This window comes from uncultured Chitinophaga sp., from assembly GCF_902168175.1.
In the GTDB taxonomy this organism is placed as follows: domain Bacteria; phylum Bacteroidota; class Bacteroidia; order Chitinophagales; family Chitinophagaceae; genus Chitinophaga.
Genome location: NZ_CABHOU010000076.1, coordinates 67,774 through 84,593, shown reverse-complemented (window position 1 = coordinate 84,593; position 16,820 = coordinate 67,774). Strand labels below are relative to the sequence as shown.

The 16,820-nt window shown below is 48.9% G+C and carries 11 protein-coding genes; 6 read left to right on the top strand and 5 right to left on the bottom strand.

Annotation, left to right across the window (positions count from 1 at the left end; all coding sequences use genetic code 11):
* Positions 1-17 precede the first annotated feature (17 nt).
* The 5 genes from QZT80_RS17625 to QZT80_RS17605 all read right to left on the bottom strand — a co-directional run bounded on the left by QZT80_RS17625 (position 18) and on the right by QZT80_RS17605 (position 7,662).
* Complete coding sequence (locus QZT80_RS17625) at positions 18-722, bottom strand: DUF4843 domain-containing protein (protein ID WP_295124947.1); 705 nt, start codon at positions 720-722, stop codon at positions 18-20.
* A gap of 13 nt (positions 723-735) precedes the next feature.
* A complete protein-coding gene (locus QZT80_RS17620) occupies positions 736-2,154 on the bottom strand; it encodes a RagB/SusD family nutrient uptake outer membrane protein (protein ID WP_295124944.1) in 1,419 nt (472 codons plus the stop codon).
* An 11-nt stretch (positions 2,155-2,165) separates the two neighbouring features.
* Positions 2,166-5,582, bottom strand: a complete 3,417-nt coding sequence (locus QZT80_RS17615) for a SusC/RagA family TonB-linked outer membrane protein (RefSeq protein ID WP_295124941.1) — start codon at positions 5,580-5,582, stop codon at positions 2,166-2,168.
* Between the two features lie 237 nt (positions 5,583-5,819).
* Positions 5,820-6,977: a FecR family protein gene (locus tag QZT80_RS17610; RefSeq protein ID WP_295124938.1), complete on the bottom strand. Its 1,158-nt coding sequence runs from the start codon at positions 6,975-6,977 to the stop codon at positions 5,820-5,822.
* Positions 6,978-7,062: 85 nt separating this feature from the next.
* A complete protein-coding gene (locus QZT80_RS17605; protein WP_295124935.1) occupies positions 7,063-7,662 on the bottom strand; it encodes a sigma-70 family RNA polymerase sigma factor in 600 nt (199 codons plus the stop codon).
* A 135-nt stretch (positions 7,663-7,797) separates the two neighbouring features.
* On the opposite strand from QZT80_RS17605, the gene QZT80_RS17600 reads away from it, so the two are divergent.
* The 6 genes from QZT80_RS17600 (at position 7,798) to QZT80_RS17575 (ending at position 16,819) form a co-directional block, all read left to right on the top strand.
* Positions 7,798-8,892, top strand: a complete 1,095-nt coding sequence (locus QZT80_RS17600; RefSeq protein WP_295124933.1) for a VWA domain-containing protein — start codon at positions 7,798-7,800, stop codon at positions 8,890-8,892.
* Positions 8,893-8,913: 21 nt separating this feature from the next.
* Complete coding sequence (locus tag QZT80_RS17595; protein ID WP_295124931.1) at positions 8,914-10,422, top strand: sigma 54-interacting transcriptional regulator; 1,509 nt, start codon at positions 8,914-8,916, stop codon at positions 10,420-10,422.
* A gap of 91 nt (positions 10,423-10,513) precedes the next feature.
* Positions 10,514-11,812: a Gfo/Idh/MocA family oxidoreductase gene (locus tag QZT80_RS17590; protein ID WP_295124930.1), complete on the top strand. Its 1,299-nt coding sequence runs from the start codon at positions 10,514-10,516 to the stop codon at positions 11,810-11,812.
* Positions 11,813-11,910: 98 nt separating this feature from the next.
* The gene (locus QZT80_RS17585; RefSeq protein WP_295124928.1) at positions 11,911-12,573 is read left to right on the top strand and encodes a DUF1080 domain-containing protein; all 663 of its coding nucleotides are present in this window, start codon (positions 11,911-11,913) and stop codon (positions 12,571-12,573) included.
* A gap of 581 nt (positions 12,574-13,154) precedes the next feature.
* Positions 13,155-13,979, top strand: a complete 825-nt coding sequence (locus QZT80_RS17580; RefSeq protein ID WP_295124926.1) for a CHRD domain-containing protein — start codon at positions 13,155-13,157, stop codon at positions 13,977-13,979.
* Between the two features lie 35 nt (positions 13,980-14,014).
* Positions 14,015-16,819 (top strand): SusC/RagA family TonB-linked outer membrane protein, encoded by a 2,805-nt coding sequence (locus QZT80_RS17575; protein WP_295124924.1) that lies wholly within the window; start codon positions 14,015-14,017, stop codon positions 16,817-16,819.
* The last annotated feature ends 1 nt before the right edge of the window (position 16,820 follow it).

Genomic DNA, 16,820 nt, shown 5'->3' with positions numbered 1-16,820 from the left:
AGTCAGCTTGTTTAAAGTTAGAAAGTAACACGATTGCCATTTTCATCGATCAGTGGCCCGTTAGCAGCTTCATATTCAGCCAATGCTGTGGCCAGTGTAACAGGCAGGTTGTAATACCCGTCTACACCCAGCGCTTCGTAAGAAAAGTCAGTAAGCCCGGTCACCTGCATCATGAACTTAAGTTTGGCTACACTAAAAAGGCCGAAAGCACCCGATACATCCGACCAGTAAGACGGTTCTACGAACTGGTTACTTACGTTCAGTTTGTATTGTTTGATACTCATGGTACTGCCCACTTCCAGTCCTGTAGCGCCCTGTACAAAGTCTTTATTAGGCTGCATTTCCAGCACCAAACGGAACGACTGTGAAGTCATTTCAGGAGAATTGAGCAGCACTACCGGGTAGTCTATAGTGATAGCGCCTGCCGGTACGGTAAACTCAGGCAGGATATAGTCTTTGCCTTCACGGGCAGTGCTGCCTGCCACGGCGTGTACTTTTACCGTACGGTCGTTTTTCGCCGCAGGCCCCATGATCCTCATTTTTAAGAACACGGTGTCTTTAGGTAGCTGTGTGAGTGAAAAGGCGAATGAATACGTGAGCGAGTCTACCTCGTACTCATCCAGGTAAAATGCAATGCCGTTATCGCCGGAGTAAGGTTCTACATTGTCTTTCCTACAGGCGATGGCGAGAGTGATAATGCTTAAAAATACCAGGTACTTCATGGTCTGCAGGTTTTTAGTTATAAGTAGGATTATACTCCAGTTCCGCAGCCGGTATCGGCAATACGTACTTGGAAAGCGCAATGTCGGCGGTCATGAACTGCATGCGTACCACCTTCTTCCGCTTGTAATAAAAGAATAACTGTCCCTCTCCATAGAACTCCTTCTGGTATTCCTTCGTCAGTTCGTTGTTAAGCGTTGTTTGCGTAATGGTAGCCACCGGCAGTTCGGCAATACCACGGTTTTTACGTACCATGTTCAGGAAAGCCGCACCTTCAGCAGGCGTAGCCGCGCTTTCGGCCAGTATATAGTACATTTCCGAAAGCCGTATAACCGGCACCAACTGGTCGAGGCGGACAGAATCCGACGCACCGGAAATGGCGGTGTAAGTTTGCCAGAACTTAGAAGGAAAAGGATTGTTACCGTCCTGCTCTATACGATACGCAAAACGGAAGTCCGAACCACCACCGGCAGCTGTTTCGAACAGCGTAGCAAAATTGGCCGTTGTTCTGGTCAACCGCATGTTGGTATTACCGTAGAAGCGGAAGTACTCCCCTTCTGACCAGTCTTTCACGGTGCGTACACGAGCGCCGAATAACAATTCACTTTTGTAGATACGGTCGCGGGAGGCCGCAGTAGCAGCAGCCGCTGTAGGCGTTACAAAGGGGAACTTACCAGCGTCCACCACTTCTTTTGCCGCGGCGGCGGCACCGCTTTTATCGCCAATAGTGATGCGGAGGCGGGCTTCGAGGCCTTTTACAGCGTAATAATTCATCTTGATATTACGGTTCGTTGCGCCAGCGAAAATGGGATCCACTGTTTTTAACAACAAAGCAGCGGCCTGCAAATCGGCCAGCGCAGAATCGGCCACTTCTTTCGATGTAGATGGCACCCTTGAATACTGATCGGCTTTAGTTTTATAAGGTATCGCCTTACTGTTCAGGCCAGCCGAATACTCAGGTCCGAACAGGCGGTACAGGTCGAAATGCAGCAAAGCTCTCAGGGCCAGGGCTTCACCACGTATCTGTGCATACGCCTGGTCCGATAACACCGCACGTTTTTCTGTCGTATTCTCAATTACTTTATTAACGCCTGCGATGGCAGCGTAGGCGGTAGTCCAGGTATTACCAAGATGCCCTGTTACTTCCGCCGAGGCATAATCCAACGCCCTGGTACGCACCAGCGGAGCGCCTACCGCAGACACAGCGTAGTTTTGCGCGAGGCCCGACACAAACCCCATGCTGAGGTTATCGCCATAAAGGCCCCGTTGAGAGAGTTGGGAATAAACACCCGTAAGCGCCTGCTGGAAGCCTATTTCCGACTCGAACAACTGTTCTTCAGAGAGGCTTGATTTAGGTGTTACGTCCAGGTATTTTTTGCAACCTGCAAAGGCAAGAGCTGCGAAAAAAGCGATAGGTATGATGAGTTTCTTCATAATAATCAATTTTAAAAACCAGCCCTGATAGAAAGGGAATAGGTACGGGCGAAAGGATTATCGGTACCACGCTCTATTTCAATAGAACTCAGGCGGAACAGATCATTTGTGATAGCCGTTAACTGCAGGCTCCGGACCCCTATACGCTTCAGGAACTGGCTGCGGTAGAAGTTATAACCGAAAGATGCTGACGTAAGGATCATATTATTATCATCCTGCACAAACCGGGAGGTAAGTTTAGTTACCGGCGCCCCGGGACGGATACGCGTGTAGGAACTTACATCGCCGGGAGCCGCCCAGCCAAGCTCATACGCACGCCTGTCGACGTTCATAGTCGGGTCTACCGATTCTACCCGATTGATCAGTGTTTGGTTATACAACTGGCCGCCAAACTGGTAGTTGAATATGAGGTTCATCTCAAAACCCTTCAACATAAAGTTGGTACCGAAGTTCCCGTTCCATTTCGGCTGACTGATTCCCGTAGCTACCTTGTCCGCTGCATTCCATTCGTAAGTTTTGATACCATCTTTCGTTAAGAACACCTCACTGCCCGTAGCCGGGTCAACACCGAGCGACCTTACCGCGTAAATGGTATTGATCGCCTCCCCTTCTTTCAAAAGGATGTTAGGTGTTACCTGGTCGGTATTTTCCCCGTCCAGTTTATCGTTGGACGCTTTCAGTTTATTAGACAGTTTTTTCAGGATGTTCTTATTCGTGAAGCCGTTTACATTCAGTGACCATAACAGGCCCTTCTGGCGGTTTTCCAGCACTTTGAAACGTGCGGAAAACTCGAAACCACCGTTCTGAATTTCGCCCAGGTTTTCGGAGAAGCTGCTGAAGCCTGTAGACGGTGCCAGCGTAAGCTGCGTAAGGGCGTTTTTAGTATTCTCACGGTAAAGATCAAAGCGAAGGTCGAGGCGTTCTTTCATCAACACCGCATCGATACCCACGTTGCCTTTGTACACATTTTGCCAGCTCAGGAACTCATTACCCAAACTGATCAGCGCAGCACCTAATTCGCTGTAATACGATGTTCCTACACCGAAGTTATAGCGCGACTGCGCACTGTAAGCAGGGATGTTAAGCGAGCCCGTAGAACCATAGCTGGCACGCAATTTCAGCCTGTTCACCAGGGAGCTGCGATGAAAGAACGATTCATTGTGGATGTTCCAGCCTATGCCAGCCGACCAGAAATTACCCCAGCGTTTATCTGTACCATATTGTGAAGAACCATCGCGGCGGGCCGACACATCCGCCAGGAAACGGTTATCATAACTATAACTGCCGCTGTACACCAGTCCTACACGGCGCACCGTACTTTCATCACCCGAAGGGCGGCCATTAGCTTCATATTGTGCAGCAAACAACAGGTTATCGAGGCGATCGAACGGAAAACCCTGTGTAACTACACGGTAATAATTATTACTGTTACTGGAGAAGTTAAAACCCAGGTTAGAAAAGAACTGGTGCTTACCGCTTAGTATATTCAGGTTAGCCGTGGTAAGGCTTTCGTAGCCGAACGTATTCTCATTCCGTACGGTGTAGCTGCCACGTTGCGCCACATCCGCAATGTTAATAAAGCGGCTGTCCTGCGCAGCATAGAACTGGTCTGCAGAAGCATTTTGTTTATTGAGTGTAAAGTTCGTTTCGAAATAAAGTGCCGGCAACACAGTATAACGCATCTGGAAGTTATTGGACAAACCAAAGTACTGGCTGCGGTTCACCGAATGCAGCGATACATCGTACATCGGGTTAGGCTCCGTAATATGGTACCTGGAACTTTCGTTGATGATCCAAACGTCTTCCAGCAGTTGTTTGATCCTGCCGTTCTCGTCGTATGGCGTCCAGTAAGGGTTCATAGATACATACTCGCTGAAACTGCCCCATGGCGACTCGTTCGACTTGTTCTGAAAAACGCGCAGTGAGTTCTTAAACTGGAATTTCTGCAACAGGTAGTTCAGGTCGAACTGACCAGAATAGTTGTTACGGTCCTGCCCTTTCATCACCCCTTTTTGCAGATCGGCCGACATTTGCAGACCATAACGAACACTTTGATCGCCGCCCTGCAGGTACACCGATGTTCGGTTGCTGTAACCGTTTTGTGTGGGGAGCTGCAGCCAATCGGTGTTAACACCGCTTTTCATGGCAGCGAAACGCCTGTTGTACATCACTTCATTACGAAACTGCGTAGCCGGGTCGGCGGAGGAGTAGATCCCTACCCGCTTTTCAAAGTCCAGTTTCTCAGAAGCGTTCAACAGGTTATATACAGAAAGGTCGGGCGTAGTAAACCGGAAATCGTTATTCACCGTTACCTGCATTCTACCTGCTTTGGGCGTTACCGTAGTGACCACCATTACGCCATTTGCACCGCGCGAGCCGTAAATTGCCGTTGCAGACGCATCTTTCAATAATGTGATACTATTGATCAGGTTCATGTCCAGGTCCACGATACGTTGCAGTGTTACCTCGAAGCCGTCGAGGATAAACAGCGGGGCGTTAGGGTTAGCCGATAGTTCACCGCTGAGGTTCGGGAACGAGTTCTGGCCGCGCATCTGGATTTCCGGCAACTGGTTGATATTCCCCCCCGCGATATTGTTGGGAACAATGCGGAACGAGGGATCTAAAGCCGAGATAGCCGCAAACACATTATTAGCGCTGATCTTTTTAGCTTCCGCACCGGAGATCGTTTTAGAAGCGCCGGTGAAGTTATTCGCAGAACGCTGGAACAACCCCGTTACCACCACCGTTTCGATGCTTTTCACCAGGCGTGCAAGTTTTATGTGTACGCCACCGTCTTCCAACCTGAAGGAACTTTGCCCGTTACCTTCCGTAGCTTCTGGCTGACCGTTGCCATTCCTGATTTCCATCGGTTCGCTGGCGATCGTGTTATCAGCACCAAGGCGCAGGCCAAGTGGTGCATAACCTACAGCAGAAATAACCAGCCGTGCGTTTTCAGCAATATTATCCAGCTTAAACCGGCCCTTTCCATCGGCCATTGTGCCGGTGCTGGTACCAAATACAGCGATAGATGCGGCGGGTATCGGGTTGCCATCGAGGTCCGTCACCCTGCCCGTGACAGACGCTGCCGGTGCAGGCGCCGATACGGTTTCCGTTACCGGACCCGCCGGCTTCAGCTTCAACGCTATCGTATTATCATCAATATCGTAAGTGAAAGGAGAATCTTTCAGCAGCTCGTCCAGGAACTGTTTCAGCGGCATATCCTTTGCTGTAATAGAAATACTGCGGGCTTCCACCTGCCGTTGAATATCCCGGCTCTTAAAGAACGTATAATAGCCAGTCTGTTGTTCCAGGGCGCTAAGGGCCTTAATAAGCGGCGTTTTTTTGGCCGAGTACGTGATCGATTGCGCAAGTCCGGATGCGCTAGCCTGGAGAAGAGCTCCTGTTAAAAGGAGAGTAATTAATCTCATTACCAGAAAGATTTGGTTGATAATCCGGTTTCCCGGAGCCATACCTACACGGCACGCCCGGAAAACCCCTGATCGATAAGGAGTTTTTTGCATAATTTGCAATTGTTTGGTTGATAAATAATGAGCCCCACGCTCTTTTGTTGGCCGAACCTTAGTACCGGAAGTGGGTCCAATCACTTCCGGTTTTCTTTTTTAATGGTTGATAGCTGTTTTTACATTGTCTTCACTATTGATTTATTATTTACGTAAACTGATCACCAGTTTCCTGTCTGCTTCCAGCCGGAACGAAAGTGCGGTATCGTCCATGAACTTCAGTAATGTTTTCAGACTTGCCTTCCGGCTTATTTTACCACTGAAAGGTATCTGGCTGATATTTTTATCATACGTCACTTCTATATCGTACCAGCGTTCCAGCTGGGCCGCTACTTCTGCTATGGTAGCGTTATTAAAATTGAACGCCCCGTTTTTCCAGGCCAGCGCTTTTTCTACGTCCGCATCTTCCATAATAGTGATGCTGTTATTTACCCTTGCCTGCTGACCAGGTGTAAGCATTACCGCCAGCCCTCCCGTTTTCACATTCACCTTACCCGACACCAGTGTAGTGAGCATAGCCGCTTCGCCCTCATAGGCATTGATGTTGAAGGAAGTTCCTAACACCAGCACTTCCGACTTGCCGTTCACAGCTACTTTAAAGGGCGAGGCCTCATTGGCCACTACCTCGAAGTAAGCCTCTCCGTTTAGCTCCACCCGCCGCTCTTTATCCGTAAAACTCACCGGGAACCGCAGCGACGAACCTGCATTGATCCAAACCCGGCTGCCATCGGGCAGTACAATAATGAACTGCCGGCCTCGTGGAGTGATGATGGTGTTCATGGCCGTGGAAGCATCCTTATCTTTTCCATAAGTCAGTTCTCCATTACTCAACACCGCGTTTACCCCGGTTTGGGCAGACAGGGCACCGTTAGCAGCGCTATCCAGCACTACCTTTTGCCCATTGGCCAGTACGAGTACTGCGCCATGCTGGCCTGCCGATATATCGGCCACCGCTACCTGTACCGCCGGTGTTTCGCGGGCAGGTACATTAAACTTGTAAATACCCCATCCGATGCCCAGCAGCAATACAGCAGCTGCCGCCTGCCAGAAAATGCCACGCATTACAGGTCGTTTTTTCACTACAGGAGGTGCGATCTCCTGCAGGATATCCTGTAATACTGCCTCCTGCCTTTCGGTCGGCCAGTGCTGCCCGGGCGTACCCAAATTTCCCGTAATAGCTTCCTGCAACAGGTGATCGTATTCGCCTGTGCCCACCGCAGTGGTAAATTGCAGTAACTCTTCGGGGCTAATTTGGTTGGACAGATATTTATGCAACAACGTGTGAAAGTGGAAATTGTCCATAGTTACCGTGCGCTTTTCGGCGCTCTATCATAAAGACTGCAGGAATAACGAAAGTGGGTAATGGACAGAAAAAAAATTTCAGGGGCTAATTGGCATTGTAAATCAGGAACATAAGTAACAACAGGTCCGTTTGTTCAATATGTTCGCCTACATATTGCCTCACCGAGCGGGTGGCAAGTTTCAGGTGCGTTCGTACAGTTTGGATCGAAAGTCCGAGCATTTCCGCTATTTCGGCATGAGAAACGCCCTCTTCACGCGCCAGTTCATAAATACGGCGTTGCTGTGGTGGCAGGGCGGCTACAGCACTTTTAAAGATATTAGCATATTCCTTGGCAGCCAGTATATTAATAGGCGTATTGGGCAGCCCTTGCTCCTGCTGCTGCAATTGCAAATGACGTTCCAGTTGCCGGGCACGGTCTTTAAATATGTCGAAAATGATGTTGCGGGCGAGGGTGAAGAGGTAGTCGGCCGGTTTTTCCATGGCGGGCAGTTTGGCGCGGTTCTCCCAGATACGGATGAACACTACCTGTACTATTTCCTCACAAAGCGATTGGTCGCCCTTGGTAAAGGCCAGCGCAGTATGGTAAACGGCAGGGCTGTAATCTGTGTAAAAACTCGAAAACGCTTTTATATCCCCATCCGCAATCCGCCCCAGAAGCGCAGTCGCTATATTATCGTCTTGCATGCTCAATCCACCTGCATTTGGATCAAAAATATAAAAAACGTTCCGTTTCGCAACACCCCTGCCTGGCAGAGCCTGATAAAAGCCCATATGCTTCCCGAAAATTAGTTGTAATTTAGTTTAGATATAGGAGAGATTATGAGAGGTACTGCTTTTTTTAAATTCGACCCGAAAGACGGGGCTAAACCGCCCTTTGAACGGTTACTCGAAACTTTCACACAGCTTTTGACTTACACCAGCGGCGATGCTGCAGAAGCCCTACAGTGGCTTACCGCCCTGGACAAAGAATACCAGCTTACTGATAAAGATTACGGCATCGGCGATTTCATTCAGGACCTTAAAGAAAAAGGGTACCTGAAAGAAAACGAGGAATCCGGGGAAATCAAGATCACGCCCAAAGCGGAGCAAACCATCCGCAAAAAGGCGCTGGAAGAGATATTCGGTAAACTGAAGCGCAGCAACACCGGCGACCATAACACCCGTAAATCGGGCCTTGGCGACGAGCAAAACGCGGAAACACGGCCATTTGAGTTTGGCGACGGACTGGAGAAGATAGATATCACCGCATCGATCCGTAATGCGCAGATCAATCACGGGGTAGAGAGCTTCCGTATACAGCAGGACGACCTGGAGATCAGGGAAACCGACTTCAAAACGCAAACGTCGACCGCACTGATGATCGATATTTCGCATTCGATGATCCTGTATGGCGAAGATCGCATTACGCCTGCCAAAATGGTGGCCATGGCGCTGAGCGAACTGATTACCACGCGTTACCCGAAGGACACGCTGGATATCATCGTTTTCGGCAACGATGCCTGGCAGATAGAGATCAAAGACCTGCCTTACCTGCAGGTGGGGCCTTATCACACCAATACCGTGGCCGGACTGGAAATGGCGATGGACATACTACGCCGCCGCCGTAATCCTAATAAACAAATATTTATGATTACGGATGGCAAGCCTACCTGCCTGAAAGTAGGTCGCGAATACTACAAAAACAGCTTCGGCCTGGACCGTAAGATCCTGAACCGTACGCTGAACCTGGCAGCGCAATGCAAGAAACTGAAGATCCCGATCACCACTTTTATGGTGGCGACAGACCCGTGGCTGCAACAGTTCGTAAAAGAATTTACTGAAACCAACAACGGCAAAGCCTTCTTTTCCGGCACCGATAAGCTTGGACAATTCCTCTTCTACGATTTTGAAAACAACAAAAGAAAGTTATTCTAATTTAAATACAGGAAAGACGAGATGGAGCATATAAAAACACTTGGAGAGTTAAAGAAGTCGGGCTACAAGCCAAAGAGCGTTAAAGAAGAGATCAGGCAAAACCTGGTGCAGAAGCTGAAAAAGAAGGAGCAAACTTTTCCTGGTATTGTTGGGTATGAAGACACCGTAATACCAGATACAGAAAGAGCCCTTCTCTCCCGCCACAACATCCTTTTCCTCGGCCTTCGCGGCCAGGCAAAAACCCGTATGGCACGCCAGATGACGGAGTTGCTGGACGAATTTATTCCCATCGTGGCCGGTTCTGAAATAAACGACAATCCTTTTGAGCCTCTCTCCCGCTATGCACGCGACCTGATAGCGGAAATGGGCGATAAAACACCCATTGAATGGATAAGCAGGGATGCCCGCTACGGCGAGAAGCTTGCTACACCAGACGTATCCGTAGCCGACCTTATCGGCGACATCGATCCGATTAAAGCGGCTAACCTGAAACTAAGTTATGCAGACGAGCGCGTGATCCACTTTGGCATCATCCCCCGCTCTAACCGTGGCATTTTCGTGATCAATGAACTGCCCGATCTGCAGGCGCGTATACAGGTGTCATTGTTCAATATTCTGCAGGAAGGTGATATCCAGTTCCGTGGTTTTAAAGTACGTATGCCTTTGGATATCCTGTTTGTATTTACCGCTAACCCGGAAGACTACACCAACCGTGGCGCGATCGTAACACCGTTGAAAGACAGGATTGAAAGCCAGATCATTACACACTACCCGAAAAATATAGAGAACTCCCTGGCGATAACCGAGCAGGAAGCCCGTGTACACGATGAGCAGTCGGAAAAAGTAACCATGCCTGCCCTCGTTAAACGCCTGGTAGAGCAGGTAGCGTTTGAAGCCAGGACCAGTGAACTGGTGGATAAAAAGAGCGGCGTGTCTGCCCGTCTGACCATCGCCGCATTTGAAAATGCGGTGAGTGCTGCCGAACGCAGGGCCCTCATCAACAAAGAAAAGAACACCTACGTTCGCGTTACCGACCTGTTGGGCATTGTGCCTGCCATCACCGGTAAAATAGAGCTGGTGTATGAAGGCGAGCAGGAAGGTCCTTCGCAGGTGGCGTATAACCTGGTAGACAAGTCGATCCGCAGTGTATTTATTCACTACTTCCCGAACCCCGAATCCTTTAAAAAACGTAAAGGCGGGGCCGATAATAACCCGTACCGCTCTATTATTACCTGGTTCGACGCCGGTAATGCCGTACACCTGATGCAGGATGCTACGGACAAGCAGTATGAAGAGTCGCTGAAAAAGGTAACCGGCCTGCATGGCATGGTGACTGCCGTTTTCCCGAAAGCCAATGCCAAAGAGACCTTGTTGTGGATGGAACTGGTATTGCACGGCCTGGCCGCGCATTCCCTGCTCAGCAAAAAAACCGTGGAAACAGAAACCCGTTTCTCCGATCTGCTGGGCACCATGATGAACTTTAACACCAGCAACGACCGCGACGCAGACGAAGAAGAAGACACCTTCTAAAATCATCTTTTACCGCAGTTACAGGAAGTGTATAATTGGTGTCTGAAAAACACTATATTGTTTCATTATTCCACAATAACTGACATCAAACATGACACATTCCAGAAGAGAATTCCTGTCTACGGCCTCCATGCTGATGGCGGGGGCTGCGCTTCCATCGGCGCTGCATGGTTTCCATCGTATATCCGCAGCAGATAAAATAAACGTAGCCGCTATCGGTATTAACGGCATGGGCTGGTCCGACCTGAGCTCCATCCTTAAAAACCCCGAAGTGAACTGTGTGGGTATTTGTGACGTGGATAAAAGCGTGATCGACAAACGCCTGGGCGACCTTGCTAAAAAAGGATTTACGCCTAAAGTATATAGCGACTACCGCAAACTCCTGGAAAACAAAGACATCGACGCCGTGATCATAGGCACACCCGACCACTGGCATTGCCTGCAAATGACCGATGCCGTGTCTGCCGGCAAACATGTTTACGTAGAAAAACCGATCGGCAATTCTATCGTAGAATGTAATACCATGGTGGCCGCGCAGCAGCGCAGCGGTAAAGTGGTACAGGTGGGTCAGTGGCAACGCAGCCAGAAACACTTTAACGACGCTATCGAATACGTACACAGCGGCAAGCTGGGGCAGGTACGACTGGTAAAAGTGTGGGCATATATGGGCTGGATGAAGCCAGTGCCCGTGCAGCCCGATGGTACACCGCCCGCCGGTGTGGACTATGCACAATGGTTAGGCCCGGCACAAAAGCGGCCCTTCAACCCCAACCGTTTCCATTTTAACTTCCGCTGGTTCTGGGATTATGCTGGTGGGTTGATGACCGACTGGGGCGTACACCTCATCGATTACGCATTGTATGGTATGAAGGCTAAGTACCCTAAATCTGTAATGGCCTCCGGTGGCAAGTTCGCCTACGCCGACGATGCAGCAGAAACGCCGGATACGCTCACAACCGTATACGAGTTCGATGGCTTCAATATGCTGTGGGAACATGCCACAGGTATTGACAACGGTCCTTACGGCCGTACACACGGCATTGCCTTTATTGGCAATAACGGTACCCTGGTACTGGACCGTGGCGGATGGGAAGTAATACCAGAGAAGGGTAAAATGGAAGCCATTCCTTTGATCAAATCGTCCGATAACGGCCTCGACCTTCATACGAAGAATTTTGTAGACGTTATTAAATCCAATAAACTCAGCGACCTGAAAACACCGATACAAACCGGCGCGTTAGTTGCGGTAAATGCGCAGATGGGTAACATCGCGTATAAAACAGGGAAAAAGGTATATTGGGACGATAAAAAAGGCCAGTTCACAGATAGCGATGCCAACAAGTTTATGGCGGCGGGATATCATAACGGCTATAAATTACCGAAAGTTTAATCATAACAATATACCACATCATGCAGAAAACATTTTTCCTGGGTGCCGCATTATCCATGTTTTGCGCAACATCCTTTGCTCAGGCAAACAAAGAAAAAATGAAACCAGAAGACACAGAAGTATGGTCGCCCGTTCCTAAAAAGGTAACACCAGGCACCGCGTCCTCCGCACCTTCAGATGCGATCGTATTATTCGACGGAAAAAACCTCGATGCCTGGACTAATGATAAGGGCGACAAGGCACACTGGACAATAGCCGATAATGCAATGACCGTTACCAAAGGCGGCGGTATCAAAACAAAACAACAGTTTGGCAGCTTCCAGCTTCATATCGAGTTCCGTACCCCTGCTAAAGTAGTAGGCGAAGGCCAGGGCCGTGGCAATAGCGGCATCTTTATGCAGGAAACGTATGAGCTGCAGGTATTAGACAGCTATGAGAGCAAGACGTATTCTAATGGGCAGGCAGGCAGCTTCTACAAGCAACGCATCCCACTGGTAAATCCAACTAAAGGCCCCGGCGAATGGCAGGTATACGATGTAATCTGGACCGCTCCTGTATTTAATGCAGACGGCATACTGATATCCAAAGCACGCGGAACCGTATTGCTTAATGGCGTACTGGTGCAAAACAACGTAGAACTGGACGGCCCTACAGAGTACATTGGCATTCCAAAGTACTCGGCCCATGGCAAAAAAAGCATTGCGCTGCAAGACCATGGCAACCCGGTGAGCTTCAGGAATATCTGGATCAGAGAACTGTAGTACATTATTTGTTATCTATAGAAAAAGGACTCGCATTGGGTCCTTTTTTATTTTGCGATAGTCAAGTTGCAAGTACATCGTTACACTAAAAAACTTTGCTTAGATAATAGCAGTAGTTGTTAAAAATCTATTAAATTTAATCAGGACAGTGCTTAACTTGTGCCAGATCTAAGTTATGCTGCTAACAGGCTGTAGAAGAACAAAGACCCTGCGGGGTGAGCAAAAGAAACACAATAACAAGAGGCCATTGCCTCGTACAACAAGCGAAACACAATATTAATCAGGGGCGGTTGCCACCAGCATTATTTTCTTACGAAACACAATTATTATCTGCAGGCAGTTGCTACAACTGTCAAAAATCTAAGGAATGAATACGAGTTACAATTTTGTGATCAGGTAGGTGACGGGGTATCCTGCACTAAAGAAGAACAATGTTTATGTGATAACGAAATCCGGGTGAGTTTACCTCTTCTTCTTTTGTGGCTGGCATAGCCAACCAATCCTCATGTTTTCCATCAACCAAATCATTATTCACGTGCAATCGATTACAGCTTATCGCTTAGTCTAAACAGATCCATCATATGAAATTACAACAACTATTCCGGGCGTTACCGCCGCGGCTGGCGAAGTATTGTCTTGTACTGCCCGCATTACTGTTGCTGGCCTCGTGCAAAAAAGACCCTGCTTCAGAAGAGTTCATCGAGAAATTCTGGAACGTAGACCTAAACACCAGGAACGTAGTACCCGGCCTGCCGGGGAGAACTGGTCATGCAGCCTGCCTGCTTTATCTTACCGACAACCGCGACCTTTATTACGATGTGTATTTCGATACACTGGATGCTGCTGAAACTATCGGAGAGATCGCACTTTTTACCGGTGCGCCTTCCGCTAACGGCACACCGCTGGTTACCTTAGGCGCAGGTGTTTCCAGTGCCAACAAAACGAAAGGAAAAGTGAGGCTCGATACCACACAGATCAACGCGCTGAACAGGCAGCCTGTTTATCTTTCCATCGCCTCCAAATCGGCCCCCGCAGGCTTTGTTCGCGGACAACTGGGTAAAAAGATCATTTATGCAGCAGATGTAAACCTAAGCGGCGCCGGTGTTACGCCACCTGTAACTACACCTGCTTCCGGAAGTGTTTTTTTGCGCGTAACCGAAGACAATGTACTGCACTATTACCTACAGGTAACGGGTTTGCCCGCCGACGACCAACTAACCGCAGCACATATCCATAAAGGCACAGATCTATCGTTGGTGCTGGCCACTGTGGATACCGCATACAATAAACCAATGACCACGCAAATCACAGCCGCGTACCTCACCAGCCTGCAGTCCGATGCATTGCAGGTAGATGTGCATTCGCAAAACTTCGTGAACGGTTTACTCAATGGCATTTTACGCTAACAGCAATCAACCACAAATCGCTTAAAATCATTTGTATGACAATCCATATAAAAAAGCACGGTGTATGGTTAGGGCTGGCCGCCTGTTTGCAGGTACTGCCTGCACTTGCGGCCAACACAGCGCCGGCAGATACCATTCCCGTTAACGACACTACGCAGCGGTTCATTAAACCATCGCAAAACAACATACGTTTATGGAACCGCAGCATTGCTCCCGCAGCAAACATTGCCAGTGTATCTACCGGTTACACCAGCGACTTCAGCACCACACCTGTGGCAGACATTACCAACATCGCCGCAGGCAGGCTGGCTGGTTTGTACACCGTACAGAATTCCGGCCGTAATGGTAGCGATGGCTCTTCTTTTTCTCTGCGGGGCAGAACACCGTTAATGGTGATAGATGGGGTGGTTAGAAACTTTACCAGCTTTAATCCCGCGGATATAGAAAGCATCACCGTACTTAAAGACGCATTGGCTACTGCGATGTACGGCATGCGCGCTTCAAACGGCGTAGTACTGGTTACCACCCGCGACCGTGGGCCACGTGAATTTGAGATCAACGCTTCGGCGCAGTATGGCGTTACGGAGCAATTGAATACACCTAAATTCGTTAACGCGTTTGATTATGCTAACCTCTATAATGAAGCACAACTTAACTCTAACCCAACTGCTACACCACGCTACACGCCCGAACAGCTACAGGCATGGAAGAATCACACCAATGATCCTTTCCTGGCGCCGGATGTAAACTGGTATAATACGGTGTATAAAAAGCAAAGCAGTCAGCAGCGTTACAACATAGACATAGGAGGTAATTCAAAGAGCTACCGCTATTACGCATCCCTGGAGCACTTTGCGCAAGATGGTAATTTCATCACTTCTTCCCGGAACTCTTATAACACTAATAACGATTACAAGCGTTACAACATCCGCACCAACGCTGAGATTGACTTCAATGAAAGTATTCGGTTAGGGCTGAATGTGTTTGGATCGATGGAAAACGCTACCGAACCCGGACGTACATCTTCCACGATCATGAACGACATATACGGTGCATCGCCGGTGGCGTACCCGGTGTTTAATAAGAACGGCTCCTATGGCGGCACCTCCGTATTCACTAATAATCCGCATGCCGCAGCCATTAACTCCGGTTACCTGTTGCAAAACCAGCGTACCGTATCGGCCGACTTAAGCCTGCACTTTAAACTGGATGCAGTGGCGAAAGGTCTTTGGGCGAAGGGAGTGCTTTCGATGAACAACTATTTCCTCGAAACCAACAACAGGAGCAAAACATTCGCGGTACATCAGCTTACCGACACGCTGAATGAGAAGTATACCAAGATCGGCACAGACGGCCTGGTGCCTGTTGGCGTTGCTAACGTGAGTACGCAGATCAGGCAGGCGTTTTACAATGTGATGGCGGGTTATGACAAATCATGGGACCAGCACAGCGTTTCGATGTTGGGCACCTTTAACATTGACAATACCATTGCTGCCTTTAATGAACTGAACCAGGTGTACAAACATGCTGGCCTTACCGCCAGCTACGACTGGAATAAAACCTACCTGTTCGAAACAGGAATGACTTATGGTAGCCTGAACCGCTACCAGCCCGGTAAACGCTGGGGCTTCCTGCCGTCTGCAGGTATCGGCTGGGTAGTAAGTAATGAACCGTTCTTTCACCTGCCGGTAGTCAATTTTTTGAAGATACGCGCCTCTGCCGGGCAAACCGCCTGGGCTGATCCTAATAACTATTTCCTGTATTTGCAGAACTACACGGTGGGTAGCACAGGTTACAATGTGGGCGAAAGCTCCGCCGGTGTTTCAGGCGCTTTCGAATCTGGTGTAGCTAACCCGGATATAACATGGGAAAAAGCATGGAAATACAATCTTGGGATAGATGCAACCCTGCTGAACAATGACCTGACTGTCAGCGCCGACATTTACCGTAACCGGTTCTATGACCAGCTTCAACAGCCCGGTAATGCATCCGGCATTTTCGGACAAACCTACCCGCTGGAGAACCTGCGTGCAACACGTTATTCCGGCGTAGAACTTACAGCTGCCTATCAACATACCACTGTATCAAACCTGGAGTATTTCGTGAAAGGTAATATTGCGTTTTCGAAGAATGAGCTGCTCGAGGCCGATGAACCTGCCTATCCTTACCCATGGCAGTACAAAACTGGCTTATCATCTAACCAACTGTTCGGTTACGTGGCAGATGGTTTCTTTACTGATGCCGATGTTACTGCCGGTTTACCAACCACACAGGGTTACAAACCAGTACCCGGCGATATCAAATACGTGGACCAGAATAAGGACGGGGTGATTAACGCACTGGACTCCCGCGCTATTGGTACGAATAAACCTTTGATATTCTACGGCCTTAACGCGGGCTTTAAATTCAAAGGTTTCGACCTGAACTTCCTGCTGCAGGGAACCGCCAATCGTTACATCTCCCTCTCTCCCACTTCTATGGCTGCTTTTAATAACAGTTACGGTAATGTGCAGGAATTCCATAAAGATCGCTGGACGCCTGCCACCGCAGCAACTGCCTTATATCCGAGGCTGACCATTGGTGGTAATGCGAACAATGATGTGGTATCTTCTTTCTGGCTCAGGAACGGCAACTACCTGCGCCTTAAAAACGCAGAACTGGGCTACTCCTGTTCGCCCGAACTGCTGAAACGCGCTAAAATTCAACAGCTCCGCATCTTCATAAATGGTTACAACCTGCTTACCCACAAGGAACTGAAAGAAGATATTGATCCTGAATCGGCGCTTAACGTGTTTCGTAACCAGCGCATTATTAACGGGGGCATTTCCCTGAAACTGTAAC

What these genes read in the sequence shown, in the direction of transcription:
- QZT80_RS17620 (WP_295124944.1), bottom strand. Translation starts at nt 2,154, where the DNA reads ATGAAGAAACTCATCATACCTATCGCTTTTTTCGCAGCTCTTGCCTTT.
- QZT80_RS17590 (WP_295124930.1), top strand. Translation starts at nt 10,514, where the DNA reads ATGACACATTCCAGAAGAGAATTCCTGTCTACGGCCTCCATGCTGATG.
- QZT80_RS17585 (WP_295124928.1), top strand. Translation starts at nt 11,911, where the DNA reads ATGAAACCAGAAGACACAGAAGTATGGTCGCCCGTTCCTAAAAAGGTA.
- QZT80_RS17575 (WP_295124924.1), top strand. Translation starts at nt 14,015, where the DNA reads ATGACAATCCATATAAAAAAGCACGGTGTATGGTTAGGGCTGGCCGCC.
- QZT80_RS17580 (WP_295124926.1), top strand. Translation starts at nt 13,155, where the DNA reads ATGAAATTACAACAACTATTCCGGGCGTTACCGCCGCGGCTGGCGAAG.
- QZT80_RS17600 (WP_295124933.1), top strand. Translation starts at nt 7,798, where the DNA reads ATGAGAGGTACTGCTTTTTTTAAATTCGACCCGAAAGACGGGGCTAAA.
- QZT80_RS17615 (WP_295124941.1), bottom strand. Translation starts at nt 5,582, where the DNA reads ATGAGATTAATTACTCTCCTTTTAACAGGAGCTCTTCTCCAGGCTAGC.
- QZT80_RS17595 (WP_295124931.1), top strand. Translation starts at nt 8,914, where the DNA reads ATGGAGCATATAAAAACACTTGGAGAGTTAAAGAAGTCGGGCTACAAG.
- QZT80_RS17625 (WP_295124947.1), bottom strand. Translation starts at nt 722, where the DNA reads ATGAAGTACCTGGTATTTTTAAGCATTATCACTCTCGCCATCGCCTGT.
- QZT80_RS17610 (WP_295124938.1), bottom strand. Translation starts at nt 6,977, where the DNA reads ATGGACAATTTCCACTTTCACACGTTGTTGCATAAATATCTGTCCAAC.
- QZT80_RS17605 (WP_295124935.1), bottom strand. Translation starts at nt 7,662, where the DNA reads ATGCAAGACGATAATATAGCGACTGCGCTTCTGGGGCGGATTGCGGAT.